This is a genomic window from Streptomyces sp. NPDC058371 (assembly GCF_042723265.1).
GTDB lineage: Bacteria > Actinomycetota > Actinomycetes > Streptomycetales > Streptomycetaceae > Streptomyces.
Genome location: NZ_JBHXJC010000001.1, coordinates 729890 through 756324, shown reverse-complemented (window position 1 = coordinate 756324; position 26435 = coordinate 729890). Strand labels below are relative to the sequence as shown.

Below are 26435 nucleotides of genomic sequence, written 5' to 3'. Positions count from 1 at the left end.
TCACGACGCCGCCCGCACGGCGGGCATGCGTGGCGTCTTCCGTCACCGCCGCCCCTGCGCCATCATGATCCGCCGTCAGCCGATTGCCGTCTGCGAAGAGGTGAGGCTCATGGCCGGACTCCGAATGGGCGAGGGCATTCTCCGCCGCAAACCCATCGAGCACATCGAAGAGTCGGAGACGGGCGAGGGCACGACACTCGACCGGTCGCTCGGACTGTGGCAGCTGACCGCGATCGGCGTCGGCGGCATCATCGGCGCGGGCATCTTCACCCTCGCGGGTACGGTCGCGAACGGCACGGCCGGTCCCGCGGTCCTCGTCTCGTTCCTCGTCGCGGGCCTCGCGAGCGCGGCGGCGGCCCTGTCGTACGCGGAGTTCGCCGGCCTCATCCCGAAGGCGGGCTCCGCCTACACGTACGGCTACGCGGTGCTCGGCGAGTTCGCCGGCTGGTTCATCGGCTGGGACCTGCTGCTGGAGTACACGGCGATCGTGGCGGTGGTCGCCATCGGAATCTCCGGGTACTTCAGCTTCCTGATCGGGGAGATGGGCGCCGATCTGCCGAACTGGATGCTGGGTGCGCCCGGCACCGGCGACGGTCACCGGGTCGATCTGTTCGCGGCCGTGCTGTGCCTGCTGATCGCCTACCTCCTGACCCTCGGCATCAAGAACGCGGCCCGCTTCGAGACGGTCGTGGTCGTCCTGAAGGTGCTCGTCGTCTTGCTGGTCATCGGTGTCGGCGTCTTCCACATCGACACCGGCAACTACAACCCCTTCTTCCCGTACGGGGTCGGCGGGGCGTTCACGGGAGCGGCGACCGTCTTCTTCGCGGTCTTCGGCTACGACGCCATGTCGACGGCGGCCGAGGAGTCCAAGGACGCACAGCGCCACATGCCGAAGGCGATCCTGTACTCCCTCGGCATCTCGATGGTCCTGTACGTGGCCGCGTGCCTGGTCCTGACCGGCATGCAGAACTACAAGGACATCGACCAGGAGAGCGGCTTCTCGACGGCCTTCAAGTCGGTGGGCCTGAGCGGTCTCGCGGACGTGATCGCGGTCGGCGCGATCATCGGCATCCTCACCGTGATGTTCACCTTCATGCTGGGCGTCACCCGTGTCTGGTTCTCGATGAGCCGGGACGGGCTGCTCCCGAAGTGGTTCGCGAAGACCCATCCGACCCGCCATGTGCCGACCCGGGTGACGTGGATCATCGGGTTCGCGTCGGCCGCCATCGCCGGCTTCCTGCCCATCGGCGAGGCGGCGGAACTCACCAACATCGGGATCCTGCTGGCGTTCGTCGTGGTGTGCGTCGCGGTGATCGTGCTGCGCTACCGGCAGCCCGACCTGCCGCGCACCTTCCGTACGCCCTGGATGCCGGTGGTGCCCGCCCTGGGGGTGGTCTTCTCCATCTGGCTGATCACCTTCCTCCAGTGGCAGACCTGGGTGCGCTTCGCGGTGTGGTTCGTGGTCGGCTGCGTCATCTACTTCGGCTACTCGTACAAGCGCTCCGAGCTGGCGAAGACCAGTACGCCGCCGCCTACTTCCCCATGACTAGACCGTCCTGGGCCGCGCCCCGGCTCAGGACGACGCCACGGATCCGGTCGCGCACGGCAACGGCGTCGACGTCCCGCGCGGGCGCATCGGTGAGGCCGACGACGCGGCCGGCTCCCACGTCGAACCACTGCGGGACGAACTCGGCCTTCGTCACCTCCCAGCGGCCGCCGCGCCGCGCGGGCGGGGCGAAGGTGAACCGCCCGATGCTGCTCTGGTTGCCGCGCCGGTCCCGGACGCCTTCGTAGTTGAACATCTCGCCGGCGATCTGATCTCCCATGCCGTAGACGACCCAGGTGCCGTTGACCTTCTCGTAGGCCTGCGGGATGTGGGCGTGCGTCCCGAGGATCAGGTCGATGTCGGGCCGCCCGCCGGTACGGGAGGCGGTGAGCTCCTTGCCCAGCCGCAGCTGCTGCTCATCCGGCTCGTCCTGCCATTCGGTGCCCCAGTGCAGCGATACGACGACCACGTCGGCGCCCGCCGTCCGGGCGGCCCGCGCGTCCGCGACGATCCGGTCCGGGTCGATCAGGTTGACGGCCCACGGCTGCCCCTCCGGGAGCGGATAGCCGTTCGTGTCGTACGTGTAGGCGAGGTGGGCGACCCTGGCGCCGCCCGCCCGCAGGACGGTCGGACTGCCCGCCTCCTGCGAGGTCCTGGCCGACCCGGCGTGCCGCACACCGGCCCGGTCGAGCGCGTCCAGGGTGCGCCGGATGCCGGCGGCGCCGTCGTCCAGGGTGTGGTTCGAGGCGGTGGAGCAGCCGTCGTAGCCGGTGCCGGCGAGCGACTTGGCCACCTGCGGCGGGGACTTGAAGGCGGGATAGCCGGTGTAGTCCCCGTCGGCGCCGTACACCGTCTCCATGTGACAGATCGCCAGGTCGGCGCCGGAGACCACGGGTTTCACCCCCGCGAGCATCGGCCCGAAGTCGTATCCGTCGCCGCCCGCGTCCGTGCGGGCCTGCTCGATGATCGAGGTGTGCGGCAGGACGTCACCGGAGGCGACGAGTGTGAAACGGCGGGTCTCGGAGGGAGCCGCCGGCCGCCCGGCCCGCGCCGGCGGCTCCTGGACCTGACAGCCCGCCAGGGCCGTGACGAGCACGGCCACGAGGGCCGACGTGGTGGATTGCCTGCGCGTGGTCATGGCGAGCCCCGTTGTGGCCTAGTAGTCCCAGTGGTCCTATTTTCGTATTAATTAATACGAATCCACAGGCCTCGCACTCGGGTGTCAAGGCGCCACGACGGCGTCGACCCGTCCGGGGCCGACAGAAGGGCCCGTTGGGGCGAACGGAGACCCGGGGAAGCGTCCCCCCGGCAGGAGGCCGGGCCTCCGCACCCGGCGGACCGTTCGTCGCACCGTTCACCGACGGCTTCGACCGTCCGCCGCACAACCCGGTCCATGGCCTGTGCGCGCGGCGCGGCGCGCGCTGACATACAGGCCATGACGGCCGGAACCACCATCACACGCGGGACGACCGCCGAACACGAGCTGGCCACGCTGCAGCGCGAGCACGGCCGACCGCTGTTCGCGCTGCTGCTGCGGCTCTCCGACGGCGACCGGCAGCGCGCCGAGGACCTGCTGCAGGAGACGTTGGTACGCGCCTGGCAGCACCCGGAGGCGCTCCGCGCGGACGACTTCACCTCCGTGCGCCCCTGGCTGCTCACCGTGGGCCGGCGGCTCGCGATCGACGCCCGGCGGGCCCGGCAGGCCCGGCCCGCCGAAGTCGGGGACGAGGTTCTGGAGAGCGCACGGGTGTGCGCGGATCACGCCGAACGGTCGGCGGCGACGCTCGATGTACGGGAGGCTGTGAAGACTCTCACTCCGGAGCACCGTGAAGTCCTGGTGCAGGTGTATTTCCGGGGGGCGAGTGTGGCGGAGGCTGCCGAGGCGCTCGGCATTCCGCCCGGTACCGTGAAGTCCCGCGCGTACTACGCGCTGCGCGCCCTGCGCCGGGTGCTTCCCGGATACGCCGCCGACCTGCGGTGAAACGGAAGGCTGAGTCAAACCTCCGTAAAGCGCCTTGCTGAGGACCATGGTTGGGCCATCAGCTGTCCTCATCCGTGTTCCGGACTGAGGGCCCGGGGTCGGGCGACGCGCACGCACCGGAGGAAGGCGGGAAGGGATGCTGCACAGAGGTCAAGAGAGCACGGGAGGCCCTGGAGGCGGGGAACTCGCCGTTCCCATGGCGTGGTTGTACGCCGAGTACATCGCCGACGAACTGCTGAGGACCGGCGACCTGATGCCGCCGACGTCCTTCGAGTTCCGCGCCGGGCGGGACGCCCTGGCGCTGACCATCTTCCTCTCCGACACCGGTGGCGAGCTCTCCGGCATCCGGGTCGTCTCGCAGCTGGAGACCTGGCTGTCGCTGACGGCGTACGACCAGCCGTGGCAGGGCTGGGTGCGCGAGCGGATGGCGGGTCTGGCGGCGGAGGCGGTCGCATCGGGCGGTCCCGCGCCGGACTTGGAGCTGGCGGCCGCGGCCTGGCGCTGGCTGGAGGAGACCGAGTTGCTCGCCCCCGACCTGGACGCGGTGCCGGGCGGCGGCTCGATTCCCGGCGAGGACGACGGGCCGAAGGTGTGGACGCCGGCCTGGCGGCTGGGGCTCCCGCTGGGGCACTTGGCGATCCACCTCTTCTGAGGGAGAGCGACAGGGAGAGCAGCAGGAACAGCGGCAGGGACTGCGACAGGCACCGAGGGCCGGTACAGCGCCGGCCTGGGACTCGACGCCCTCGACGGCCAAGGCCCCGGCGCCCGGGAAGTTTTCGAAGTCCGACCAATCCGCGGGCCGTCCCGCTCCGAATATCTCGTCCTCATTCCGTCCGGGTCTTGAATGATTCGGCCGTCTGGTCCGTACCGGTGGGCAACAGCAACACCACCCCCACCACACCACCGGCACGAGGATTTGGTATGAGGTCCCTGGAACGCCATCGCGACGTCGGCGCCTACACGCTCGGCGTCCTGGACGAAGCGGATGCCTTCCGCTTCGAGGACCACCTCATGGGGTGTCCGAGCTGTACTGCCAAAGTGAGTGAATTCCGCCCCTCGGCACGGCAGTTGATGCTGTACCGGCAGGCCACCCCGCGCTCCGTGCATCCCTTCGCCGCTCCGGGGCCCCGGCTCCTCGACCGGCTGCTCGGGGAGGTGGCCAACCGGCACAAGTCGGGCCGCAGGCGCTGGCTGTACGCGGTGGCCGCCTCCGTGGTCTTCGCCGTGGGCGGGCCCGCGATCGCGATCGTGACGGCGCACAGCAGTCCGTCCACCCAGCTCGCGGCGACCGACCAGGAGACCGGAGTGTGGGCGCAGGTCACCGCCGAGGACCGGGTCTGGGGCAGCCAGATCGACGTGGAGGTCAAGGACGCGGGGGGACCGCGCGCCTGCCAGCTCGTCGCGATCGGCAAGGACGGCTCCGAGCAGACGGTGACGAGCTGGATGGTGCCCTCGCACGACAGCGCACCCACCAGCGTGCAGGGCGGCGCCGCGCTGCAGCCCGACCAGATCAGCGAGTACGAGGTGCGCACGGCCGAGGGCAAGCACCTGGTGACCCTCAAGGCCCCTTGACCGACGGCCGGTCCCCGGGTTCCCCGGCCTACCGGTCACGCCGACCGCTCTGGCCGTTGGTCGGCGCGGGCGCACCCCCCGACCGCCCGGGCCGGGCTGTCACTTGAGCAGTCGTGACATCCTGCGGTCCGCGAGCGGCTTGCCGCCGGTCTGGCAGGTCGGGCAGTACTGCAGCGAGGAATCGCTGAAGGAGACCTCGCGGATGGTGTCGCCGCACACCGGGCACAGCTCACCGGCGCGGCCGTGCACCCGCAGACCGCTCTTCTTCTCGGCCTTCAGCCGCCCGGCGGCCACCCCTCGGGAGCGCTCGACGGCCTCGGTGAGCGTGGCGCGCAGCGCCGCGTACAGCCGTCGGGTCTCTTCGGGCGTCAGGGCGGAGGCCAGCTTGAAGGGGGACATCTTGGCGGCGTGCAGGATCTCGTCGCTGTACGCGTTGCCCACGCCCGCGATCAGGCTCTGGTCGCGCAGCGCGCCCTTGAGCTGACGCCGCTCGCCCTCGAGGAGCGCGGCGAACCGTGCCTCGTCGAAGTCGTCGGCGAGCGGGTCGGGGCCCAGGCGGGCGACGCCCGGGATCTCGGCCGGGTCCCGCACCACGTACACGGCGAGCCGCTTCTGGGTGCCGGCCTCCGTGAGGTCGAAGCCCTCGCCGGTCTCCAGCGCGACCCGCATCGCGAGGGGCCCCTTGCCGGGGCGGGGCGGGCCGTCGGGCAGCCGGTCCTTCCAGTGCAGCCAGCCCGCGCGGGCCAGGTGCGTGACGAAGTGCAGACCGTCCGCCTCCAGCTCCAGGAACTTGCCGTGCCGGTGCACGGCGGTCACCTCGCGGCCCTCGAAGGCGCTGAGCGGCGGGTCGTACGTCTTCAGGACGCTGATCGCGACAGGCAGCACGCGCACGACCTCGCGGCCGACGAGATGGTCGGTCAGAAAGTCCTTGAGCGCTTCGACCTCGGGCAGTTCCGGCATACGTCAAGGGTGCCACCCGGTACCGACAGCGCCAGAGGAACCGCGGGTCAGTCCCGTACCGGCACCACGAACTCGCACCACACGCATTTGCCGCCACCGCGCGCCTCCACGCCCCAGACGTCGGCCAGGCGGTCCACCAGCAGGAGCCCGCGGCCCGAGACACCGGACTCACCGGCCTCGCGGCGGCGCGGCAGGGCGCTGGAGGAGTCCTCGACCTCCACGCGGAGTCTGCGGTCGGGGCCGGTCAGGACGCGCAGGGTGACGACCGCCGCGCCCTCGGTGTGCATCAGGGCGTTGGTGATCAGCTCGTCGGCGACCAGTTCGATCTCGTCGGCGCTGTCACTGGCGCCCCAGGCCCGGACCGCGGCGCGGATCATGTGACGGGCCCCGGTGAGCGCCTCCGGATCGCCGGGGGCGACATGCTGCTGGAGCCGTCCGCCGGACTGCTGGGTGGGGCCCTGGCGGCGCAACAGCAGCAGGGCCACGTCGTCGTCGCCGCCGCGTTCCTCGGCCACGTCGATGAGGCGGTCGGCGAGGTCGCGTACGTCGTCGGGGCCCGAGCAGACCAGCTCGACGAGGGTGCGCATGCCGTCGTCGAGGTCGATGCCGGGCTGTTCCACGAGGCCGTCGGTACACAGCAGCAGGGTCTGGCCGGGATCGAGTTCCATGGTGTTGACCGGGTATTCGAGGCGCCCGAACTCGGCGGAGAGGCCGAGCGGCAGACCTCCCTCGACGTCGAGGCGCCGGCAGGTGCCGTCGGTGTGCCGTACGAGGGGGTCGATGTGACCGGCCCGCACCAGCTGCACCACGCCGGTGGACAGGTCGGCCTCCGCGTAGAGGCAGGTCGCGAAGCGCTCGGTGTCGAGCTCGTGCAGAAAGACCGAGGCGCGCGCCATCACGGTGGCGGGGGTGTGCCCCTCCGCCGCGTAGGCACGGAGCACGATGCGCAGCTGGCCCATGACGGCGGCGGCGTGCGTGTCGTGGCCCTGGACGTCGCCGATGACCGCGCCCACGCGGCCGCCGGGCAGCGGGATCAGGTCGTACCAGTCACCGCCGATGTCCCGGCCCAGGGACGCGGAACGGTAGCGGACGGCGATGTCGGCGCCGGGGACGCTGGGGATGGACCGCGGCAGCATGGCCTGCTGGAGGCCCTGGGCGAGGTCCTTCTCCTGTTCGTAGAACATGGCCCGTTGCAGGCTCTGCGCGATGCTGCTGCCGAGCGCGACGAGGACGTTGCGCTCCTCGGGGGTGAAGCCGTGCCGGTCGTTGTAGAGCAGGCCCATCGCGCCGATCGGGCGGGCCTGGGCGATGAGCGGCAGATAGGCGGCCGAGGTGATGTTCAGGCCGGTGATGTGCGGCCACAGCACCGGATACGACTCGGCGAACTCCTCCGGCGACTCGATGAAGCGCGGGGCGAGCGTGCGCACGACCTCGCCCATCGGGTACGGCTCGTCGATGCGGGTTACCAGGGTGCCGGGCACGAAGCTGCCCGCGGGCCCTTCGGCGACCAGCCGGATGCGGCCCGCCTCCACCAGGCCCATGACCAAGCTCTTCGCCCCCAGGTGGGTGAGGCCGCGGGAGTCCTTGAGGACGTCGATGACGTCCTGCACCGTGCGGGCGTGCGCCAGGGCCGCCGTGGTGATCTGCACGACGCTCGTCTGCTGGCGCCTGGCTTCGTCCTCGGCGGCCTGTTCACGGCGCGCCGCGCTCTCGCTCAGCTCCTGGGTGGCGTCGCGGACGATGCCGACGATGCGGCGCGGGCGGCCGGTCTCGTCGCGGTGGATGTAGCCCTGGGTGTGCGTCCAGCGCAGCGAGCCGTCGCGGCAGCGGATGCGGAAGTACGCGCCGTAGTTCCTGCTGCCGTCCTTGAGGGCCTGGGACACCAGGGCGTCCAGTCCGTAGGCCTCGACCGGCGGCACCCGCACGCCGAGGGTCTCGGGGTGACCGTCGTATTCCTCCGGGCGCATGTCGAACACCGCCAGGCCCTGGGCGTCCATGTGCATCAGGGCGGTGTCCAGGTCCCAGTCGAAGCTGCCCATACGGTTGAGCGCCAGGATCGGATCCGGGTGGGCGGGCCAGTCGTCCAGGAGTGACAGGGCGCTCGCTCCCCGATCAACCATGGGGCCACCTTGCCAGCATTCGCGCGATTCTTCGACTTCTGGGGAGCTCGGTGACGGGCTCCCCAGGAGGGCGGGTGCTCAGCTGTCGAAGACGTCGGTCGGGTTGCCGAAGATGCTGTCCGCGGTCGCCGCGTGGTCGGGGATCCGGCCACCGCCGTCCCGCCGCTCCGGGGCGGTGTCGGGGCCGGTCTCCTCGCCCGACGAGTCCGCCGGGGCCGCGGACTCCGTGGCGGTGGGCGCGTCGCTCGGTTCGTCGGTCCCGGGCACGGTCGTGTCCGGGGCCGCACTGCGGTCCGACGGGGACGACGGCGTGGCAGGTCCCGTCGATGCGGTCGGCGGGGCCGTGACCGTGGCCGTCGGGCAGTCCGAGGGCTTCGCCGGCGGGCTGCCCCGCGAGGCACTCTCGGCCGAGGCGCTCTCCTCGGGGGACGAGGTGCGCTCGTCCGGGCTCGCGGGGTCACCGGGCGGCGTCGTCGTGCCGTCCGTCGCGCCCGGCGTGACCGTCACCGTCGCGGTCGGTGTCACGCAGTCGGACGCGGACTCCTCGGGCGAGGGGCTCTTCTCGTGCGGGGACCTGCCGGACGGGGACTCGTCCGGTCGCGGCGGCCGCGTGTGGCCGTCGGGCGGCGGGACTACGTGGTCGTGGTGGCCGTCGTCGCCGATCCTGCGCTCGATCCAGGTGTTGCCGACGATGTTGACGATCGTGATGTTGGTGATCACTCGGGGCGCGGGGGTCACCACGATCACCTGGGCTGACCGGTAACCGGGCCACGGGCGTCCGTGGTCGCCGGAGGTCCCCCTGACCGCGCCCGGCGCGGTCAGGGGATTGCCGCAGGCGCAGCGCACCCGCGGCACGCCCCGGTTGTCGACGAGGACGGCCGTGCCCGCCTGGAGCACCGACTGGTAGCCGGTCGCCCGTCCGTCGCGGAAGCCGTGGTTGGTGACCCTGGTGTCGGCCCGCAGCACGACCGAGGTCATGCCGCGCAGATAACCGGGGACGGACGCCTGGGAGATGCCGGAGGCCTCGGCGAACGCGCGCGCCTTGACCCGGTCCGCCGTGAGGAAGCCGAGCTGCTTCTCGACGTCGCAGCTGCCGACGGACTCGGTGCCGCCGTAGAGCCCCGGGGTGCCACCCGACAGGGAGCGGGTGCCGGTGGACGGGTCGCTGCCGGAAGGAGCCGGTTGCGGCGTTCGGGTGACGGGAGGCGGGCTCGCGGTCGACCCGGCCGAGGAGCCGGTGAAGGGGTCGGGGCCCTGCGCCGCGGCCGGCTGGAGGAAGACCTCTCCGCCGGAACCGGCGGCCGCCTCGTCCTGGTCACCGGCGCCGCCGCACCCGGCGACGAGGAGCGCCGCCGAGAGCGCGCAGGCCGTGACGAGGGTTCTGGTGGGTATGCGCACCACGTTCTCCCGTCCGTCCCGGGCAGTTCGTCCACCATTGTCTGCGTCGCCCGGATGGCTTACGCAAGCGGAGCCGGTCACACAACGTCACACTGGCAGGGAGAGAGGAGGCCGCCGTGGAGTGGTTCACCGGGCCCGGCTACTGGCTGAGCCGGCTGGTCTTCCAACGGGCTCTGGCCGGCGTCTACCTCGTCGCGTTCCTCACCGCGGCTCTCCAGTTCCGGGCGCTGATCGGGGAGCGCGGAATGCTGCCGGTGCCCCGCTACGTCGAGCGGGTGCCGTTCCGCCGGGCGCCGAGCGTGTTCCAACTCCACTACTCCGACCGCTTCTTCGCCGTCTGGTCCTGGACGGGCTGCGCCGTGTCGGTGGCGCTGCTGGCGGGCCTCGACTCACAGCTTCCCCTGTGGGGCGCCGTGCTGCTGTGGCTCGTCCCGTGGGCGCTGTATCTCTCGATCGTCAACGTCGGCCAGACCTGGTACGGGTTCGGCTGGGAGTCCCTGCTCCTCGAGGTGGGCTTCCTCGCCGCCTTCCTCGGCAACGACGAGGTGGCCCCGCCGGTCGTCGTCCTCTTCCTGCTGCGCTGGGTGCTGTTCCGGGTCGAGTTCGGCGCCGGGCTGATCAAGCTGCGCGGGGACGCCTGCTGGCGGAAGCTGACGTGCCTGGACTACCACCACGAGACCCAGCCGATGCCGGGCCCGCTGAGCTGGTTCTTCCACCATCTCCCCAAGCCGTTCCACCGGGCGGAGGTGGCCGCCAACCACGTCACCCAACTCGTCGTGCCCGTGCTGCTGTTCACCCCGCAGCCGATTGCCACGGCCGCCGCGTCGCTGATGATCCTCACCCAGCTGTGGCTGGTCCTGTCGGGCAACTTCTCCTGGCTGAACTGGATCACGATCGTGCTGGCCCTGTCCGCCGTGCAGCTGCCCACCACGCCGCCGGACACGGCCGGGGCGCCGCTCTGGTACGTGACCGTCGTCCTGGCAGTGGCCGCGGTCCTGGTGGCCCTCAGCTACCGCCCCGCGCGCAATCTGGTCTCCCGGCGCCAGATCATGAACCGCTCCTTCGACCCGCTCCATCTGGTCAACACCTACGGCGCGTTCGGCAGCGTCAGCCGGACGCGGTACGAGGTGGTGGTCGAGGGCACCGCCGACGACGCGCCGCGCGAGGACTCGGACTGGCGGGAGTACGCGTTCAAGGGCAAGCCGGGCGACCCCCGCCACTGGCCGCGCCAGTTCGCGCCGTACCATCTGCGGCTCGACTGGATGATGTGGTTCGCGGCGCTCTCCCCCGCGTACGCCGCGCCGTGGTTCGGCGGGCTGGTGGAGCGGCTGCTGGAGAACGACCGGGACACGCTACGGCTGCTGCGCGGCTGTCCGTTCCCGCCGGACGCGCCGCCCCGCTTCGTCCGCGCCCGCCTCTTCCGCTACCGCTACACGACGTGGCGCGAGCTGCGGGAGACGGGCGCGTGCTGGGAACGGACGTACGTGCGGGAGTACCTGCCGCCGACGCGGCTGAATTCGGCGACTCAGAGGCGGTAGACCCGGGTCGCGGTGTCTTCGAGTACCTCGGCCCGCTCGTGGTCGCTCAGGCCGTCCGTCAACGCGTCCGCGAGGTCACGGACCTGCCCGTAGGTGGCCGCCAGTGTGCACACCGGCCAGTCCGAGCCGAACATCAGGCGGCCGGGACCGAAGGCGTCGAGCACCGTGTCGGCGTACGGCCGCAGATCGTCGGCCGTCCACTTCGCGAGGTCCGCCTCGGTGACCATCCCGGAGAGTTTGCAGACGGTGTTGGGCAGCGCGGCCAGGGCGCGGACCCCGCCGGCCCAGGGTTCGAGCTCACCGGAGGCGATGGGCGGCTTGCCCAAGTGGTCCAGGACAAGGGTGAGTTCGGGCAACGCCGCGGCGATCTCGGCGCAGGCGGGGAGCTGCTGCGGCAGCACCAGCAGGTCGTACGCGAGCCCGGCCGCCGCCACGGCCGCGAGCCCGCGCGTGACCTCGGGGCGCAGCAGCCAGGCCGGGTCCGGCTCACCCTGGACCTGGTGACGGATGCCGCGCAGGTAGGCACCGCCGGGGAGTTCTCCCAGCCTCGCCAGCTCGTCGGCGACGTCCGGGCGGGTGAGGTCCGTCCAGCCGACCACGCCCCCGACGAGGGGGCTCTCCTGCGCGAGCGCCAGGAACTCCGGGGTCTCCTCGGCGACGGTGATCGTCTGCACCAGGACCGTGCGGTCGACGCCGGCGGCGCGAGCCTCCGGCTCCAGGTCGGCAACGGTGAAGTTCCTGCGCAGGGGCTGGAGTTCGGGGCCGGTGATCCAGTCCTGGTCGCGGACGGAGAGGTCCCACACGTGGTGGTGCGCGTCGACGGTCACGGCAGCTCCCACACGACGGGCAGGCCGGCGTCCGCGCCCTCGCCGGAGCAGTCGTGGACGACGTCGGGCAGCTCGGCCATCCGCGCCTGCCAGGCGACGTTGACCGGCAGCTTCTCCAGCTCGGCGAGGAGGCGGCCGTAGTCCTCGCAGTCCAGGACGTGGAAGAGGTCGGCCCCTCCCCCACGCTCGGCTCCGCTCGCACGGGGGGACCCCCACCGCCAGATCGTCCAGGAGGTGGCGCCGGCGCCGCGGATCGCGCCGGTCAGCTCCTCCGGGACCTCGCGGTGCGCGGCCTCGTACTCGGCGATGCGGTCCGCGCGGACCTCGGTGTGCAGGGCGACTCTCACGACGGGTCCTCTCCCGGTACGGGTACGGGCGCGTCCTCCGGCAGCAGCTTCGCGTCGCGCAGCTCCTGCCAGAATCCGGCGGGCACCGGTGCGGCGAACTGTTCGGCGCAGTCGCGCACTTCGTGGGACGAGCGGGGGCCGACGAGGATGCTCGCGACGGCGGGGTGCGCCGCGGGGAAGGCCAGGGCGGCGGCGCGCAGGGTGGTGCCGTGGCGCTCGGCGACGGCCTTGAGCCGCAGGGCACGCTCCAGCAACTCGGCCGGTGCGGCGGCGTAGTTGTAGGTGGCGTCCGGCCGCGGGTCGGCCAGCAGACCGGAGTTGAAGGCCCCGCCGATGACGACCGACGTGCCGCGCTCCTGGGCGGCGGGCAGCAGGTCGGTCAGTGCCTCGTGGTCGAGGAGGGTGTAACGCCCGGCGCACAGCACCACGTCGACGTCCGTCTCGCGGACGAAGCGGGTGAGCAGCTCGGTCTGGTTCATCCCGGCGCCGATCGCGCCCACCACGCCTTCCGAGCGCAGTTGCTCCAGCGCCGGGTAGGCCTCGCGAAAGGCCTGCTCGGCGTGGTCGTCCGGGTCGTGGAGGTAGACGACGTCCACGCGGTCGACGCCGAGGCGTTCCAGACTGGCGTCCAGGCTGCGTCGTACGCCGTCCGCGCTGAAGTCCCAGACGCGGTGGTGGGTGGCGGGCACGGCGAAGCCGTTGGCGAGGTCGTCGCCGCCCGCGCCGGTGGGTTCCAGCCGGCGGCCCACTTTGGTGGAGAGGGTGAAGTCGGCGCGGGGGCGGTCCCGAAGGGCCGCGCCGAGGCGGCGTTCGGAGAGCCCGATGCCGTAGTGGGGCGCGGTGTCGAAGTAGCGGATTCCGACGGACCAGGCCGCGTCCACGGACGCGTATGCCTGCTCGTCCTCGACCGCGGTGAACAGGTTGCCGATGCCCGCGGCGCCGAAGGCCAGCTCGCTGACCTCGACGCCGCTGTTCCCGAGCCGGCTCACTACTGGCTCACCGGGCGCAGGCGCAGCCCCTGCATGCCGCCGTCCACGGCGAGGGCGGTGCCGGTGGTCGCCCCGGACAGCGGGCTCGCCAAGTAGGCGATGGCGCCCGCGACTTCCGCCGCCGAGACGAGACGGCCGGTGGGCTGGCGGGCCGCCAGCGCGGCGCGTTCCGCGGCCGGGTCGGGCGCCGCGTCGAGGAGGCGACCGACCCAGGGGGTGTCGACGGTGCCGGGGTTGACGCAGTTGACGCGGATGCCCTCACGGACGTGGTCGGCGGCCATGGCGAGGGTGAGGGAGAGGACGGCGCCCTTCGAGGCGGAGTAGAGGGCACGCTGCGGAAGTCCCGCGGTGGCGGCGATGGAGCAGGTGTTCACGATCGCCGCGTGCGCGGACTCGCGCAGCCCGGGCAGCGCGGCGCGGGTCGCCCGCACCATGCCGAGGACGTTGACGTCCAGCACCCGGTGCCACTGCTCGTCGTCGTTGTCCTCGACGGTGCCCTGCGCGCCGATGCCCGCGTTGTTGACCAGCACGTCGAGGCCGCCGAGGTCGGCGACCGCCGCGGCCACCGCCGAGCGTACGGACGCGTCGTCACTGACATCGGCGCGGTAGCCCAGCAGCGGCTTCTCGACGGACGACGGATCGAGGTCGAGGACGGCGACCTGGGCGCCGCGGGCCGCGAGCAGCTCCGCGGTGGCCCGGCCGATGCCGGAGGCGCCGCCCGTCACCAGTGCCCTGAGTCCCGCGAAGTCCTGGGGGCCCTGTGGGTCCCGAAGATCCTGAGAGCCCGTCATGCCGCTGCCCCCTTCGAGTCGGTGAGTGCCTGCTGTGCGAGGTCGGCAGCCCAGAAGGTACCGCCCGGGAACGTGAACCGCTCGATCGACTCGGGCCGCATGGTGGCCGAGAAGCCCGGCGCGGTCGGTGCCGCGTAGTGGCCCTCGCGGATCACCACCGGGTCGAGGAAGTGGTCGTGCAGATGGTCGACGTACTCGATGACGCGGTCCTCGGTGGTGCCGGAGAGGGCCACGAAGTCGAACATCGAGAGGTGCTGGACGAGTTCGCACAGGCCGACGCCGCCGGCGTGCGGGCAGACGGGCACGTTGTACTTGGCCGCGAGCAGCAGGATGGCGAGGTTCTCGTTGACGCCGCCGACGCGGGCCGCGTCGATCTGCAGGACGTCGATGGCGCCGGCCTGGAGCAGCTGCTTGAAGATGATCCGGTTCTGGACGTGCTCGCCGGTGGCGACCTTCACGGGCGCGACCGCCTTGCGGATGGCGGCGTGTCCGAGGACGTCGTCGGGGCTGGTCGGCTCCTCGATCCAGTACGGCTCGAACTCGGCGAGGGCCTTGGTCCAGGTGATCGCCTCGTCGACGTTCCAGCGCTGGTTCGCGTCGATCGCGATCCGGATACCGGGCCCGACCACGGAACGGGCCACCCGGCAGCGGCGTACGTCGTCCGCGAGGTCGGCGCCGACCTTCAGCTTGATCTGGGTGAAGCCGTCGGCGACGGCCTCGGCGGCGAGCCGGGTGAGCTTCTCGTCGCTGTAGCCGAGCCAGCCGGGCGAGGTGGTGTAGGCGGGGAAGCCGCGCTCCAGGAGCCGGGCCGCGCGGTCGCCGGCGCCTTCCCTGCCGCGGCGCAGCAGCTCCAGCGCCTCCTCGGGGGTGAGCGCGTCCGTGATGTAGCGGAAGTCGACCTGCCGGACCAGCCACTCCGGTTCGGCGTCGGCGAGCAGCTGCCACAGCGGCTTCTCCGCCCGCTTGGCCGCCAGGTCCCACACGGCGTTGACCACGGCGCCGATCGCCATGTGCATCACGCCCTTCTCGGGTCCGAGCCAGCGCAGCTGGCTGTCCCCGATCAGGTCCCGCCCGAGCGAGCCGGGGTCCGCGCACAGCTCGTCGACCGAGCGTCCGACCACATGTGCCCGCAACGCCTCGATCGCGGCGACCTGGACATCGTTGCCCCGCCCGATGGTGAAGGTGAAGCCGTGCCCCTCGGGGCAGTCGGCCGCGTCGGTGCGCAGCACGACGTACGCCGCCGAGTAGTCGGGGTCCGGGTTCATCGCGTCGGAGCCGTCCAGCTCGCGCGAGGTGGGGAAGCGGATGTCGTAGGTGTCGACCGCGCTGATACGGGCGGCAGTTGGGGACACGGGAGGCCTTTCGGTCCGGGGCTCTGAGTCGCAGGAGTTCATCGGTCGAGGTCAGTCCTGGGCTCGGCCTGTCGTCACGCGGGCGATCATCAGGGCGACCAGGATGATGCCGCCGTAGATGGCCTGGATCCAGAACGACGGGACCTGGGCGAGCGTGAGCAGGTTCTGCACGACGCCGAGCAGCAGGACGCCGGTGAGGGCGCCGAACATGGTGCCCTTGCCGCCGTCGAGGCTGATTCCGCCGATGACCGCGGCGGCGAACACGGTGAAGATCATGTTGTTGCCCTGGTTGGCGCTGATCGCGCCGACGTATCCGGTCTGCATGATGCCGCCGACCGAGGCGAGGACACCCGCCACGATGAACACGCCGAGCATCACGCGTTCGACCCGGATGCCGGCCGCGCGGGCCGCCTCGGCGTTGCCGCCGATCGCGTACAGGGCGCGTCCGATGCGGTGGTACTTGAGGATCAGGCCCGCGACGCCGAAGGCGACGGCGGCCAGCCACACCGACAGGGGGATGCGCAGGAAGGTGGTGGTGGCCAGCGAGAAGAACGCGTCGGGCATACCGAAGAGCGTCTTGCCCTTGGTGGAGCCCACCAGCAGCCCGCGCAGGATGATCAGCATCGCGAGGGTGACGATGAACGCGTTGAGCTTGAGCTTCACCACGAGGATGCCGTTGAAGGCGCCGATGACCGCGCCCACGACGAGGATCGCGACCAGCGCGAGCGCGGCCGGGAACTCGGTGCCCCAGCCGGACTGGGCCGCGGGCAGTACCAGCAGCGCGCCCACGGCGGGCGCGATGCCGACGACCGACTCCAGCGACAGGTCGAACTTGCCGGTGATCAGGACGAGCGACTCGGCGAGCACCACCATCGCGAGCGCGGCGGACGCGCCCAGGATGGAGATCAGGTTGCGCTCGGTGAGGAACGAGTCGTTGACGATCGCACCGAGGACGAGCAGCAGCAACAGCGCAGGGACGAGGGCGAGTTCGCGGGCGCGGCGCAGCAGTACGGACTTGGTGGGGCGGGGCCCCTTCCAGGCCCGTACCGGGGTGGGGGTCGAGGCCGACGGGGCCTTCGTGTCAGCCATGGTCCACTCCTTCGATGGAGGCGATCAGCTCGTGGTCGCGCCAGCCCGCCGGGTGTTCGGCGACGACGCGGCCGTGGAAGAGAACGAGAACGCGGTCGCAGCGGCGCAGGTCGTCGAGTTCGTCGGAGACGACCAGCACGGCGGTGCCGTCCTCGCGGGCGCTGTCCATGCGGGACAGCAGGGACTCCTTGGACTTCACGTCGACGCCCGCGGTGGGGTTGATGAGGACGAGAAGCCGCGGGTCGGAGGCGAGGGCGCGGGCCATGACGACCTTCTGCGCGTTGCCGCCGGAGAGGTCGGAGACCGGCTGCTCCGGGCCCTCGGTGTGGATGTCGAGACGTTCGATCAGTTCGGTGGCGAAGCCGCGCTTGCGGTCGGTGCCGATGAACCCGTAGCGGCCCAGCCGGTTCAGGACGGTCATCGTGGCGTTGTCGCCGATGGTCATCCCGGAGACGAGGCCCTGGTCGTGCCGGTCGCGGGGCACGCAGCCCACGCCGGCCTTCAGCGCTGCCTGTACGTCACCGAACGGAAGCCGCTGGCCGTCGAGTTGTGCGCTTCCGCCGGTCGGCTGGTGCAGTCCGGCGAGCGACTCGGCGAGGTGGATCTTGCCGCTGCCGCTGGATCCGGCGAGGCCGACGACCTCGCCGCGGCGGACGGTGAGGTCCACCTTCTCGAACGACTCCGACGTGAGCCCCTTGACTTCCAGGACGACCGGCGCGTCGTCCTGCACCGACGCGTGCGCGGCCTTCTGCTCGACGACGGCGATGGACTCCCCCGCCATGGCCTCGATCAGAGCCGCGCGCGGCAGATCGGCGACCGGAGCGGTGGTGATCCAGCGCGCGTCGCGCAGCACGGTGACCGTCTGGCACACCTCGTACACCTCCTGGAGGTGGTGCGAGATGAACAGGAAGGTGACACCGGACTCCTGGAGCGCGCGCATCCTGGTGAAGAGGCGCTCGATCTCACGGTTGTCGAGCTGCGCCGTCGGCTCGTCGAGGACGATGAACCGCGCGCCGAAGCTCAACGCCCGTGCGATCTCGACCATTTGGCGGTCCTCGACCTTGAGGTCGGCGGTCCGCGCCTCCGGGTCGACGCGCACGTCCCAGGTCTCCAGGACCTGAGCCGCCTCGGACTTCAGCCTGCGCCAGCTGATGAAGCCACCGCGGCCCAGGGGCTGCCGGTTGATGAAGAGGTTCTCGGCGACCGTCAGGTCCGGGACCACGGTGGGCTTCTGGTAGACGCAGGCCACCTTGCGCCGCCAGGCGTCACGGTCGGCGAGCGCTGGCGCCGGCTCGCCGTCGAAGCGGACCGCGCCCTCGTCCGGCGCCTGGAGGCCGGTGAGGATGGTGACGAGGGTGGACTTGCCCGCGCCGTTGCGGCCGACGAGGGCGTGCGACTCGCCCGGCAGCACGGTGAGTTGACCGTCTTGGAGCGCGACGGTGGGGCCGTACCGCTTGGCTATCCCCCGCGCCTCCACAAGTGGTGTGCTCATTTGACCGTGTTGCCCCAGAGCTTGGAGTCGTCCACGTTGTCCTTGGTCACCAGCGGGGCGGGCAGCTGGTCCTCAAGAATGCCGCTGGGGAGCTTGACGATCTCCGAGTCGTGGTCGGTCGGACCCGGCTTGAACGTCTTCCCCTGCATCGCCGCCTTGATGTAGTACATGCCGTACTTGGCGTACGCGTCGGCAGGCTGCGAGACGGTGGCGTCGATCTGGCCCTTGCGGATGGCGTCGAACTCCTGCGGGATGCCGTCGTTCGAGACGATCGTGATGTGGCCCTTCTGGCCCGCCGTCTTCAGCATCCCCTTGGACTTGAGCGTCTGCAGCGTGGGCGCCAGGTAGACGCCGCCGGCCTGCATGTAGATGCCCTTGATGTCGGGGTTGGCGTTCAGCAGGGTGTCCAGCTTGGAGGCCGCGGTGTCGGACTCCCACTTGGCCGGGATCTCCAGCACCTTGAGCTTCGGGTACTTCTTCTTGACGCAGGTGCGGAAGGCCTCGGAGCGATCCCGGCCGTTGACGGAGGCCAGGTCGCCCATGATCTGCACGACCTTGCCGGACGTGATCTGCTTGCCGAGGTACTCGCAGGCCTTCTCGCCGTACGCCACGTTGTTGGCGCGGACGACCATGGCGACCTTGCCCTTCTCGGGGGCGACGTCCACGGCGACCACGGGGACGCCCTTGCGTTCGGCCTGGTCGAGGCCGGCGGCGATCGCGGCGCTGTCGAGCGGGGCCACGACCAGGCCCTTCACGCCCTGGTTGAGCTGGTTGTTGATGTCGGTGATCTGCTGCGACGGATCACTGTTGGAGTTGACGGTCTTGAGCGCGTCCACGCCCTCCGACTTCGCCATCTTCGGCACGTAGTCGTTGTACGACTGCCAGAACGGCGAGGTCAGCAGGGGCAGGATGACGCCGACCTTGCCCGTGCCGTCGCCTCCGCCGCCGCCCGAGGCGACGTCGTCCTTGGTGCTGCCGCATGCCGCGAGCGCGAGGGTGGCGCAGGCGGCCACGGCCGCCGCACGTACCGCCCGCGACGGGGTTCGCATGTTCCGCACAGTTCTGCCGGCCATCTGACGGCTCCTCATCGAGCGTGATCGAGCAGTGATCGGGGTGCTGGTCTGACGCAGGGCCCGAGGGGCCCGGCCGGAGGTCCCTTTTCCGGTCGGGACGAATATTTATCAGACCACTTGGGGGTCACAACACCCTTGGGAGCCATATTTTCCTTGTTTTCAGCCGTAGTGGTCGGACCACATCGCTGGTTAGACTGCGGCGCACCCGGCAACAGCAGGAGGAAACGGCGTGGACGAGACCCTGGCCAAGGAGGCGGAGACGGCCCCGCAGAAGGGCACCGTGACGCAGCGCGCCATCGAGCGGATCAAGGCGATGATCGGCGAGGGCCGTCTCGAGCCGGGCCAGCGGCTGCCGACCGAGCGCGATCTCGCCGCTCAGCTGGGCATGTCCCGCAGCTCCATGCGGGAGGCGATCCGGGCGCTCACCGTCCTGGGTGTCCTGGAGGCGCGGCACGGCTCGGGCACGTACGTGACCCAGCTGGAGGCGGGCGATCTCCTGGAGACCTTCGGCGTCGTGGCCGATCTGTCCCGGGGCCCGCGCCTGGTCGAGCTGCTCGAAGTGCGCCGGATCCTGGAATCGACGGCGACCGCGCTGGCCGCCGCCCGGATCACGGCCGCGCAGCTGGCCGAGGTCGAGGAGCATCTGACCGCGATGAACGCGACGGACGACCCGGAGGAGATCCTCGCCCACGATCTGGCCTTCCACCGCGCGATCGGGGCGGCCGCCGGCAACGACACGATGGCGGCGATCCTGGAGGGGCTCTCCTCGCGCACCTTCCGTGCCCGGGTCTGGCGCGGCTACCAGGAGGCGGACGCCTTCGAGCGCACGCGCCGCGAGCACGCGGCGATCCACCGTGCGCTCGTCGCCCGCGATCCGGAGGCGGCACGGGCGGCCGCGGCCGCGCACGTGGGCGAGGTGGAGGAATGGCTGCGGACCCAGCTCAAGCCGTAGCGGCTTGAGCTGGGTCCGGAAGACGTCGGGCCACGTGGACCCGCGTCAGCCGCGGCGGGCATGCCGCCCACCGCGTCTCAGGCCCGCGTCAGCCGCAGCGTCACCAGCTCGAAGGGGCGCAGGGGCAGGGTGATCCGCTCGCCCTCGTGGCGCGGCTGCGGGGCGTCGGCCCGTGACCGTTCCAGCAGGTCCGTCACCGTGACGGCCGCGACCTCGAAGCCCGCCGTGAGGGTGGCCCGGGTGCGGCCGCCGCGGGACTCGTGGAAGCGGACGATCACGTCACCGCTGCCGTCGTCGGCGAGCTTCAGCGCCGTGACAACCACCGCGTCCTGGGTGACGGCCACCAGTGGCGCGACCTCCTGGTCACCGGTGACCCGGCGCTCCGGCTGGTTGATCCGCCAGCCCTCACGGACCGCGTCGCCGATCGCCGCGCCCGGGACGAGCGCGTGCCGGAAGCGGTGGACGCCCTGGTCGGTCTCGGGGTCGGGGAAGCGCGGGGCGCGCAGCAGGGAGACCCGCACAGTGGTGGTCGTACCGGAGTCGCTGTCGCGCACCGTCCGCGTGACGTCGTGGCCGTACGTCGAGTCGTTGACGACGGCGACGCCCCAGCCGGGCTCCTCCAGGTGGACGAACCGGTGGTTGCAGGCCTCGAACTTGGCCGCCTCCCAGCTGGTGTTGGTGTGCGTCGGCCGGAAGAAATGCCCGAACTGAGTCTCGGACGCGTACCGTTCGGCGTGCACGTCGAGCGGGAAGGCGAGCTTGAGGAACTTCTCGGTCTCGTGCCAGTCGACCTCGGTGTCGATGTCGAGCCGCCACTCCCCCGGGGCGAGCGACAGCACCTGGGTGACACGCGACGCGCCGAAGCGGCGTACGACGCGCACGGACACGCCGTCCGCGCCGGGCGTCACCTCCTCGGCGTCGACCAGGTCGGTCACGGTGTTGCGGTAGAACTCGTCGACGTCCCAGGCGTCCCACATGTTCGGGAAGTCGGGGTGGATCTGCAGCAGGTTCGCGGCCTTGCCCGGCGCGACCGTCTCGCGGTCCGCGGCCAGGTCGTACGCGGAGACGACCAGCCCCTGCGCGTCGATCTCCACCCGCAGCAGCCCGTTGTCGAGGACGAAGCCGCCGGCGACGCGCGGGGCGAGCGCCGTCTCCCCCTGGACGGCCGCGGTCCGGGCTCCGCCCGCCGGAACGCCGTCACGGGTGTGCGGCGCGGCGTTGAACACCAGCGCCGTGGAGCCGTCGCCCGCCAGCGCGCGCTGGGCCCCGTCGATGATGCCGGTCAGCTCCTCGGCGACCCGCTCGTACGTCTTGCGGGCCTCGCGGTGCACCCACGCGATGGACGATCCGGGCAGGATGTCGTGGAACTGGTGGAGCAGGACCGTCTTCCAGATGCGGTCCAGCTCCTCGTACGGATAGGGGAACCCGGTCCGTACGGCCGCGGTCGCCGCCCACAGCTCGGCCTCGCGCAGCAGGTGCTCGCTGCGGCGGTTGCCCTGCTTGGTCCTGGCCTGGCTGGTCAGCGTGGCGCGGTGCAGTTCGAGGTACAACTCGCCCACCCAGACGGGGGCGTTGGGGTACTCCGCCTCGGCCTTCTCGAAGAACGCCTCGGGGGTTTCCCACACCACGGTCGCGGAGCCTTCGAGGTCGCGCAGGCGGGCCGCCTTGGCGATCATCTCGCGCGTCGTGCCGCCGCCTCCGTCGCCCCAGCCGGTGGGCGCGAGCGAGTGCCGGGCAACACCCTTGTCCTTGAAGTTGGTTGCCGCGTGGGCGATCTCACTGCCCTTCATGGAGCAGTTGTAGGTGTCGACGGGCGGGAAGTGGGTGAAGATCCGCGTGCCGTCGATGCCCTCCCACTGGAAGGTGTGGTGCGGGAACTTGTTGGTCTGCGACCACGAGATCTTCTGGGTGAGCAGCCACTTGGAGCCGGCCGCCTTGATGATCTGTGGCAGTCCGGCGGCGAAGCCGAAGGTGTCGGGCAGCCACGCCTCGTCGTTCTCGATGCCGAACTCGTCCAGGAAGAACCGCTTGCCGTGCACGAACTGACGGGCCATCGCCTCCGAGCCCGGCATGTTCGTGTCCGACTCGACCCACATGCCGCCGGCCGGCACGAACCGTCCGTCGGCGACGGCCTTCTTCACCTTCGCCCACACCTCGGGCCGGTGCTCCTTCACCCAGGCCCACTGCTGGGCCTGGGACATGGCGAAGACGAAGTCCGGCTCGTCCTCGATGAGCGCGGTCATGTTGGAGGTGGTCCGCGCCACCTTGCGGACCGTCTCGCGCAGCGGCCACAGCCACGCCGAGTCGATGTGCGCGTGCCCGACGGCGCTGATGCGGTGCGCTGAGGGCACGGCGGGCTCGGCCAGCACTCCTTCCAGCCGCGCCCGGGCGGCGGCCGCAGTGCCGTTCACGTCCTGGAGGTCCACCGCGTCCAGGGCCCGCTCCAGCGCGCGCAGGATGTCCCAGCGGCGCGCGGAGTCCAGGGGCAGCTCGGCCATCAGCTCGCCGAGCACCTCCAGGTCGATCACGAGCTGCCACACCGTCTCGTCGAAGACGGCGAGGTCCATCCGCGCGAGGGTGTACTGCGGTTCGCTGCCCGCCGTCTCCTTGTCGCCCAGCTGCGTGGGCAGGAAGGGGTGGTAGTCGAGGATGACCGGGTTGGAGGCGGCCTCGATGTGCAGCCGGACCTCCTCGCCGCCTTCGGCCGGAGCACCGATCCGTATCCACTGGTTGCGCGGGTTGAGACCCTTCACCGGCGTGCCGTCGGGCCGGTAGACCAGGCCCTCGCACTGGAATCCGGGCATGTTCTCGTCGAAGCCGAGGTCGAGTACGGCCTCGACGGTCTTCCCGGCCCAGGCCTCGGGGACGGTTCCGGTGACGCGGAACCAGCTGGTGCCCCACGGAGCACCCCAGCGCGCGCCCACCTCGATCGGCTCCGGAGCGGCCGCGAGCCCCTCGGCGACCGGCACGGGCTCGCCCGGCGCGTTCCACACCGCGACTTCCAGCGGCACGGACTCGGGATACACGGCCGGGCGGATGCGCTCGTCGAGAACGCGCTTGAGGCGGGCTTCGACCAGGGTGCGGTCGTCATGCATGGAGTGCTCCGTGGGGTGAAGGGTGCGGGCTACCAGGTGTGGGTGGTCGTGGTGGCGGTCGAGACGCTGAACAGCTCCCCCACCGCACGCACTTCGAACCGTGCCGCGGCCTCGCCCTGTTCGGCGGCGAGTCCGCCGACGTGGAACGCCGTCTGGCAGGTGCCGCCCAGGAAGCGGCGCGTGCCGTCGGCAAGCGTCCGGTACAGCTCGTAGTGGCGTACGGCACCGGGGGCGGCCCGCCAGGCGAAGCGCAGGCTGCCCCCGTCGGCGTCGGCGATCCGCAGTTCGGTGGGCGCGGCCGGGGTCACCACCGCGTTCCGGACCGCGATCCCGCCCAACCGCCACCGTACTGCCCCACCGGACCCGGTCAGCCGCACGCCCAGGGCGCGTACGGTCCCCGACAGTCCGGTCAGCCGCACGGTCGAGGTGGTCCAGCCGCTGGACGCGGTCACCGGGAAGTGGGTGTACGGCGGCGCCCCGCCCGCCGAGCTCGGCTCGGCGGTGGCCACGGCCAGCTCGACCTTCACCGTGCCGGAGTCGGCGCGGTGGGTCAGCTCGACCACCGTGTCCGCACCGACCGGCAGCCGGGTCGCGTAGAGGTCCAGTGTCGCCGGCGCGTCGAGGGCACCGGCCACGAGGACACTGCTGCCGCCGCGCCAGGCGTCCGCGAAGTCGAAGGTGACGGACGGGCGTCGGCCGGTCGTCCGGACCACCCAGCGGCGGGACGGCAGCCGGTCCTGGAGGCCGAGGTGGTTCCACGCGGTGTCCGAGGTGGCCCTGCCGCCCTCGTACCACTTCAGGCCGTGCCCGGTGTTGAAGACGGAGGCGAAGGGGAGGGAGGCGACGGTCGAACGGTCGGCGACGGAGACGGCCGGGGCGCGCCACGCAGCCGTCGTGTCGGGCTTGGCGGGATCGAGGGTGGCGCCGGTCCAGAACAGGTCGTCGGAGGCGTGGAAATCGCCGGGGGTACGGCTCGCGGGCAGGTGGTTGCGGGTCCACTCGGGCCGGTAGAAACCGATGGAGGTCACGTGGGACCCGGTGGTCGGCACGATGGCGTTCCAGTTGACCGACTTGCTCGTGCCGGTGGCCTCCACATCGACGCCCGCCCACAACTCGTAGCGGCTGCGCCCGAGGTTCTGGGCGTTGGTTCCCGACGAGGCCAGGCTGCTCTGGGACCAGCGGAAGTCGATGAACATCGAGTCGGCGGCCTGGAAGAACGACTGGTTCTGGCTGTTCAGGGCGCCCTGCCAGCTCACCGAGCCGTTCACGGTCATCGAGTCGTACCAGGTGACGCGCTGCCCCTTCGCCGCGGCGAGTGCCTTGAGCTCCTTCAGGAAGCCGAGCATGTCGGTGGCCAGCGCCGCGTTCCCGCCACTCGTCTCGGCGTTGACGAACCAGCCGTCGAAGCCGTACGCGGCCGCGACCGCCACCAGTTGGGCGGCGAGCGGGTAGTGCCCGGAGGAGTCCTTCTGCACGAGGTCGCGGGTCCACTGGAGCTGACCGCCGTAGGCGGCGGGCGGCAGGAAGATGTTGCCGAGGACCCGCACACCGTGCCGGTGGGCCGCGTCCACGATCGGCGCGTTCGGCGCGAGGATCAGTCCCTCGCCCGACGAGCCGCCCCAGAAGACCAGCTCGTCGATGTACGCCCAGTGGGTGAGGGCGTAGTAGTCGGCGGTCGTCGAGCCCTGCGAGGGATTGCCCGCGGTGGGCCCGAAGGAGACGAGGGACTGGATGCGGGCCTGGCCGGTGCGGGCCGTGGTGTTCGCGGGGGTCGGCGTGAAGCGCGCGGCGAGCGGCACGGACGCGGTGTTGAAGGCCAGGTCCGCGTCGGTGGCGGCACTCCAGGTCTTCAGGCTGCGCCAGGTGATGCCGGCACCCGGGGTGCCCGAAGGCAGGGAGTCGGGGTACCAGTAGGAGGCGTACGGCTGGAGGTTGCGGGCGGCCGCTGCCGCGGTGCCGGTGAGGCCGGGCAGGAGTCCGGCGGCGGCCGAGGCGCCGGCGAACAGGACGGTACGTCTGCTGAGGTTCACTGTGTGCTCCGCGTGATCGTGGGGACGGGCTACTCGGTGACCTGATCCGGGGTGACGACTTCGGAGATGCCACGGGCCGCGAGGTGTTCCTTGTCGTCGGCGCGGCTCGCGAGAACGGTGGTGGGACGGGCGCCGTCGGCGGTCAGCCGGGCGAAGGCGTCGAAGACGGGGCCGCCGGGTGCGCACACCGAGCGGCCGGGGGTGGTGTCGACGACCAGCGCCGTGGTGCGCGGGGCCGGGGCGTGCGGTCGCTGTTCCTTGACGATCCCGGCGAGTGCCTCAGCGGCCGGCTTGGGGCGTCGGTCGTTGGTCAACAGGCCGAGACCGTACTCGAGTTCGGGGAAGTCGGCGAGGGCGCGGCTGACGTCGTGCGAGCACCACCAGGTGATGCCCCACAGGTCGGGGCAGTCGAGGGCGTTCACGACGGTGGCCTCGGTGAAGGCGGCCGCGTGCTCGGCGGGGATCAGCGGAGCGGGCGCGCCGACCTCCTGGAGCCAGACCGGCCGGCGGGGGTCGTCCGCCCAGGCCTTCGACAGCTCCACCAGGTAGGCGGCGTGGTGCTCGGTGGCGGTGCCGGTACGGCCGTGGCGCTGGGCGGTGCCGTTGAACACCCAGGAGTGCACGGCGGTGACGCCGCCGAGCCGGGCGGAGTGTTCGGGCGTGAAGGGCTGGTCCTCCTGGTACCAGGCGGCGTCGTACGAGGCATGCAGATGCAGCTTGCCGGGGGCGCCCTCCTCGCAGGCGGCGAGCAGCCGGGTCAGCCAGCTCTCGGCCTGCTCCGGGGTGATGGGGTCCGGGTCGGGGTGCGGGCCCGCCGCGAACTGGTTGACCTCGTTGCCGATCGTCATGCCGATGAAGTTGGGGCGGTCGGCGAGCGCGGCGGCGAGGGTGCGCAGGTACTCCGCCTCCCCCTCGACCACCTGCGGGTCGGTGAAGATGTTCCGCCGGTGCCAGGTCTGGGTCCAGGAGGGCAGGAAGTCGAAGCTCGACAGGTGGCCCTGCAGACCGTCCACGTTGACGTCCAGTCCGCGCTCGGCGGCGGCGTCGGCCAGCGCGACGAGCTGCTCTACGGCACGCGGCCGGATCAGTGTGCGGTTGGGCTGGAAGTAGGGCCACAGCGGGAAGACCCGGATGTGGTCCAGGCCGAGTGCGGCGATCGAGTCGAGATCGGCGCGTACGGCGTCGAGGTCGAAGTCGAGCCAGTGGTGGAACCACCCTTGGCTCGGGGTGTAGTTGACGCCGAAGCGCACGGCAGAAGGCATGCAGGATCCTTGCGAATCAGA

The 26435-nt window shown here is 71.4% G+C and carries 21 protein-coding genes; 6 read left to right on the top strand and 15 right to left on the bottom strand.

The window, feature by feature from the left end; all coding sequences use genetic code 11:
* Window positions 1-109 precede the first annotated feature (109 nt).
* On the top strand, window positions 110-1546 hold the full coding sequence (locus ACFWM2_RS03275) for an amino acid permease (protein ID WP_383272432.1): 1437 nt from the start codon (window positions 110-112) through the stop codon (window positions 1544-1546).
* Here the strand turns inward: ACFWM2_RS03275 and ACFWM2_RS03270 are convergent.
* Entirely contained in the window at window positions 1533-2684 is a 1152-nt protein-coding gene (locus ACFWM2_RS03270; protein WP_383272430.1) for a CapA family protein, read from the bottom strand. The two genes, ACFWM2_RS03275 and ACFWM2_RS03270, sit on opposite strands and share 14 nt — an antisense overlap.
* A gap of 297 nt (window positions 2685-2981) precedes the next feature.
* Here ACFWM2_RS03270 and ACFWM2_RS03265 point away from each other — a divergent pair, with 297 nt between their 5' ends.
* The 3 genes from ACFWM2_RS03265 to ACFWM2_RS03255 all read left to right on the top strand — a co-directional run bounded on the left by ACFWM2_RS03265 (window position 2982) and on the right by ACFWM2_RS03255 (window position 5099).
* Complete coding sequence (locus tag ACFWM2_RS03265) at window positions 2982-3527, top strand: sigma-70 family RNA polymerase sigma factor (RefSeq protein ID WP_383272428.1); 546 nt, start codon at window positions 2982-2984, stop codon at window positions 3525-3527.
* 136 nt (window positions 3528-3663) lie between these two features.
* A complete protein-coding gene (locus ACFWM2_RS03260) occupies window positions 3664-4179 on the top strand; it encodes a hypothetical protein (RefSeq protein WP_383272426.1) in 516 nt (171 codons plus the stop codon).
* Between the two features lie 269 nt (window positions 4180-4448).
* Entirely contained in the window at window positions 4449-5099 is a 651-nt protein-coding gene (locus ACFWM2_RS03255; protein ID WP_383272424.1) for an anti-sigma factor family protein, read from the top strand.
* 99 nt (window positions 5100-5198) lie between these two features.
* Here the strand turns inward: ACFWM2_RS03255 and ACFWM2_RS03250 are convergent, their stop codons facing one another.
* The 3 genes from ACFWM2_RS03250 to ACFWM2_RS03240 all read right to left on the bottom strand — a co-directional run bounded on the left by ACFWM2_RS03250 (window position 5199) and on the right by ACFWM2_RS03240 (window position 9577).
* Entirely contained in the window at window positions 5199-6059 is an 861-nt protein-coding gene (locus ACFWM2_RS03250; protein WP_383272422.1) for an Fpg/Nei family DNA glycosylase, read from the bottom strand.
* A 47-nt stretch (window positions 6060-6106) separates the two neighbouring features.
* Window positions 6107-8179 (bottom strand): SpoIIE family protein phosphatase, encoded by a 2073-nt coding sequence (locus ACFWM2_RS03245; protein ID WP_383272420.1) that lies wholly within the window; start codon window positions 8177-8179, stop codon window positions 6107-6109.
* A gap of 78 nt (window positions 8180-8257) precedes the next feature.
* Window positions 8258-9577: a DUF6777 domain-containing protein gene (locus tag ACFWM2_RS03240; protein ID WP_383272416.1), complete on the bottom strand. Its 1320-nt coding sequence runs from the start codon at window positions 9575-9577 to the stop codon at window positions 8258-8260.
* A 116-nt stretch (window positions 9578-9693) separates the two neighbouring features.
* Between ACFWM2_RS03240 and ACFWM2_RS03235 the strand changes: the two genes are divergently transcribed.
* On the top strand, window positions 9694-11115 hold the full coding sequence (locus tag ACFWM2_RS03235) for a lipase maturation factor family protein (protein WP_383272415.1): 1422 nt from the start codon (window positions 9694-9696) through the stop codon (window positions 11113-11115).
* On the opposite strand, the gene ACFWM2_RS03230 is transcribed toward ACFWM2_RS03235, so the two are convergent.
* Genes ACFWM2_RS03230 through ACFWM2_RS03195 form a run of 8 tightly spaced genes read right to left on the bottom strand, consistent with a single transcriptional unit; the run spans window position 11103 to window position 19075 of the window.
* The gene (locus ACFWM2_RS03230) at window positions 11103-11942 is read right to left on the bottom strand and encodes an amidohydrolase family protein (protein ID WP_383272413.1); all 840 of its coding nucleotides are present in this window, start codon (window positions 11940-11942) and stop codon (window positions 11103-11105) included. The two genes, ACFWM2_RS03235 and ACFWM2_RS03230, sit on opposite strands and share 13 nt — an antisense overlap.
* Window positions 11939-12289 carry an L-rhamnose mutarotase gene (locus tag ACFWM2_RS03225; protein ID WP_383272411.1) on the bottom strand — a complete coding sequence of 117 codons (351 nt, stop codon included), beginning with the start codon at window positions 12287-12289 and terminating at the stop codon, window positions 11939-11941. Before ACFWM2_RS03225 ends, ACFWM2_RS03230 begins: the two co-directional genes overlap by 4 nt.
* A complete protein-coding gene (locus ACFWM2_RS03220; protein WP_383272409.1) occupies window positions 12286-13278 on the bottom strand; it encodes an aldo/keto reductase in 993 nt (330 codons plus the stop codon). The genes ACFWM2_RS03225 and ACFWM2_RS03220 overlap by 4 nt, the downstream gene beginning before the upstream one ends.
* A complete protein-coding gene (locus ACFWM2_RS03215; protein WP_383272407.1) occupies window positions 13278-14069 on the bottom strand; it encodes an SDR family NAD(P)-dependent oxidoreductase in 792 nt (263 codons plus the stop codon). The genes ACFWM2_RS03220 and ACFWM2_RS03215 overlap by 1 nt, the downstream gene beginning before the upstream one ends.
* Window positions 14066-15421 (bottom strand): L-fuconate dehydratase, encoded by a 1356-nt coding sequence (locus ACFWM2_RS03210; RefSeq protein ID WP_383272405.1) that lies wholly within the window; start codon window positions 15419-15421, stop codon window positions 14066-14068. Before ACFWM2_RS03210 ends, ACFWM2_RS03215 begins: the two co-directional genes overlap by 4 nt.
* A gap of 51 nt (window positions 15422-15472) precedes the next feature.
* Complete coding sequence (locus ACFWM2_RS03205; RefSeq protein WP_383272403.1) at window positions 15473-16510, bottom strand: ABC transporter permease; 1038 nt, start codon at window positions 16508-16510, stop codon at window positions 15473-15475.
* Window positions 16503-18002: a sugar ABC transporter ATP-binding protein gene (locus ACFWM2_RS03200; protein ID WP_383272402.1), complete on the bottom strand. Its 1500-nt coding sequence runs from the start codon at window positions 18000-18002 to the stop codon at window positions 16503-16505. The genes ACFWM2_RS03205 and ACFWM2_RS03200 overlap by 8 nt, the downstream gene beginning before the upstream one ends.
* A complete protein-coding gene (locus ACFWM2_RS03195; protein ID WP_383272400.1) occupies window positions 17999-19075 on the bottom strand; it encodes a sugar ABC transporter substrate-binding protein in 1077 nt (358 codons plus the stop codon). Before ACFWM2_RS03195 ends, ACFWM2_RS03200 begins: the two co-directional genes overlap by 4 nt.
* Window positions 19076-19304: 229 nt before the next feature.
* Here ACFWM2_RS03195 and ACFWM2_RS03190 point away from each other — a divergent pair, with 229 nt between their 5' ends.
* The gene (locus ACFWM2_RS03190; RefSeq protein ID WP_383272398.1) at window positions 19305-20027 is read left to right on the top strand and encodes a FadR/GntR family transcriptional regulator; all 723 of its coding nucleotides are present in this window, start codon (window positions 19305-19307) and stop codon (window positions 20025-20027) included.
* Window positions 20028-20104: 77 nt separating this feature from the next.
* Here ACFWM2_RS03190 and ACFWM2_RS03185 read toward each other — a convergent pair whose 3' ends face one another.
* The 3 genes from ACFWM2_RS03185 to ACFWM2_RS03175 are packed head-to-tail and all read right to left on the bottom strand — an operon-like array spanning window position 20105 to window position 26414.
* Complete coding sequence (locus ACFWM2_RS03185) at window positions 20105-23122, bottom strand: alpha-mannosidase (protein ID WP_383272396.1); 3018 nt, start codon at window positions 23120-23122, stop codon at window positions 20105-20107.
* A gap of 29 nt (window positions 23123-23151) precedes the next feature.
* Window positions 23152-25152, bottom strand: a complete 2001-nt coding sequence (locus tag ACFWM2_RS03180) for an endo-beta-N-acetylglucosaminidase (RefSeq protein WP_383272394.1) — start codon at window positions 25150-25152, stop codon at window positions 23152-23154.
* A gap of 29 nt (window positions 25153-25181) precedes the next feature.
* Complete coding sequence (locus ACFWM2_RS03175; protein ID WP_383272392.1) at window positions 25182-26414, bottom strand: glycosyl hydrolase; 1233 nt, start codon at window positions 26412-26414, stop codon at window positions 25182-25184.
* Window positions 26415-26435: the final 21 nt, after the last annotated feature.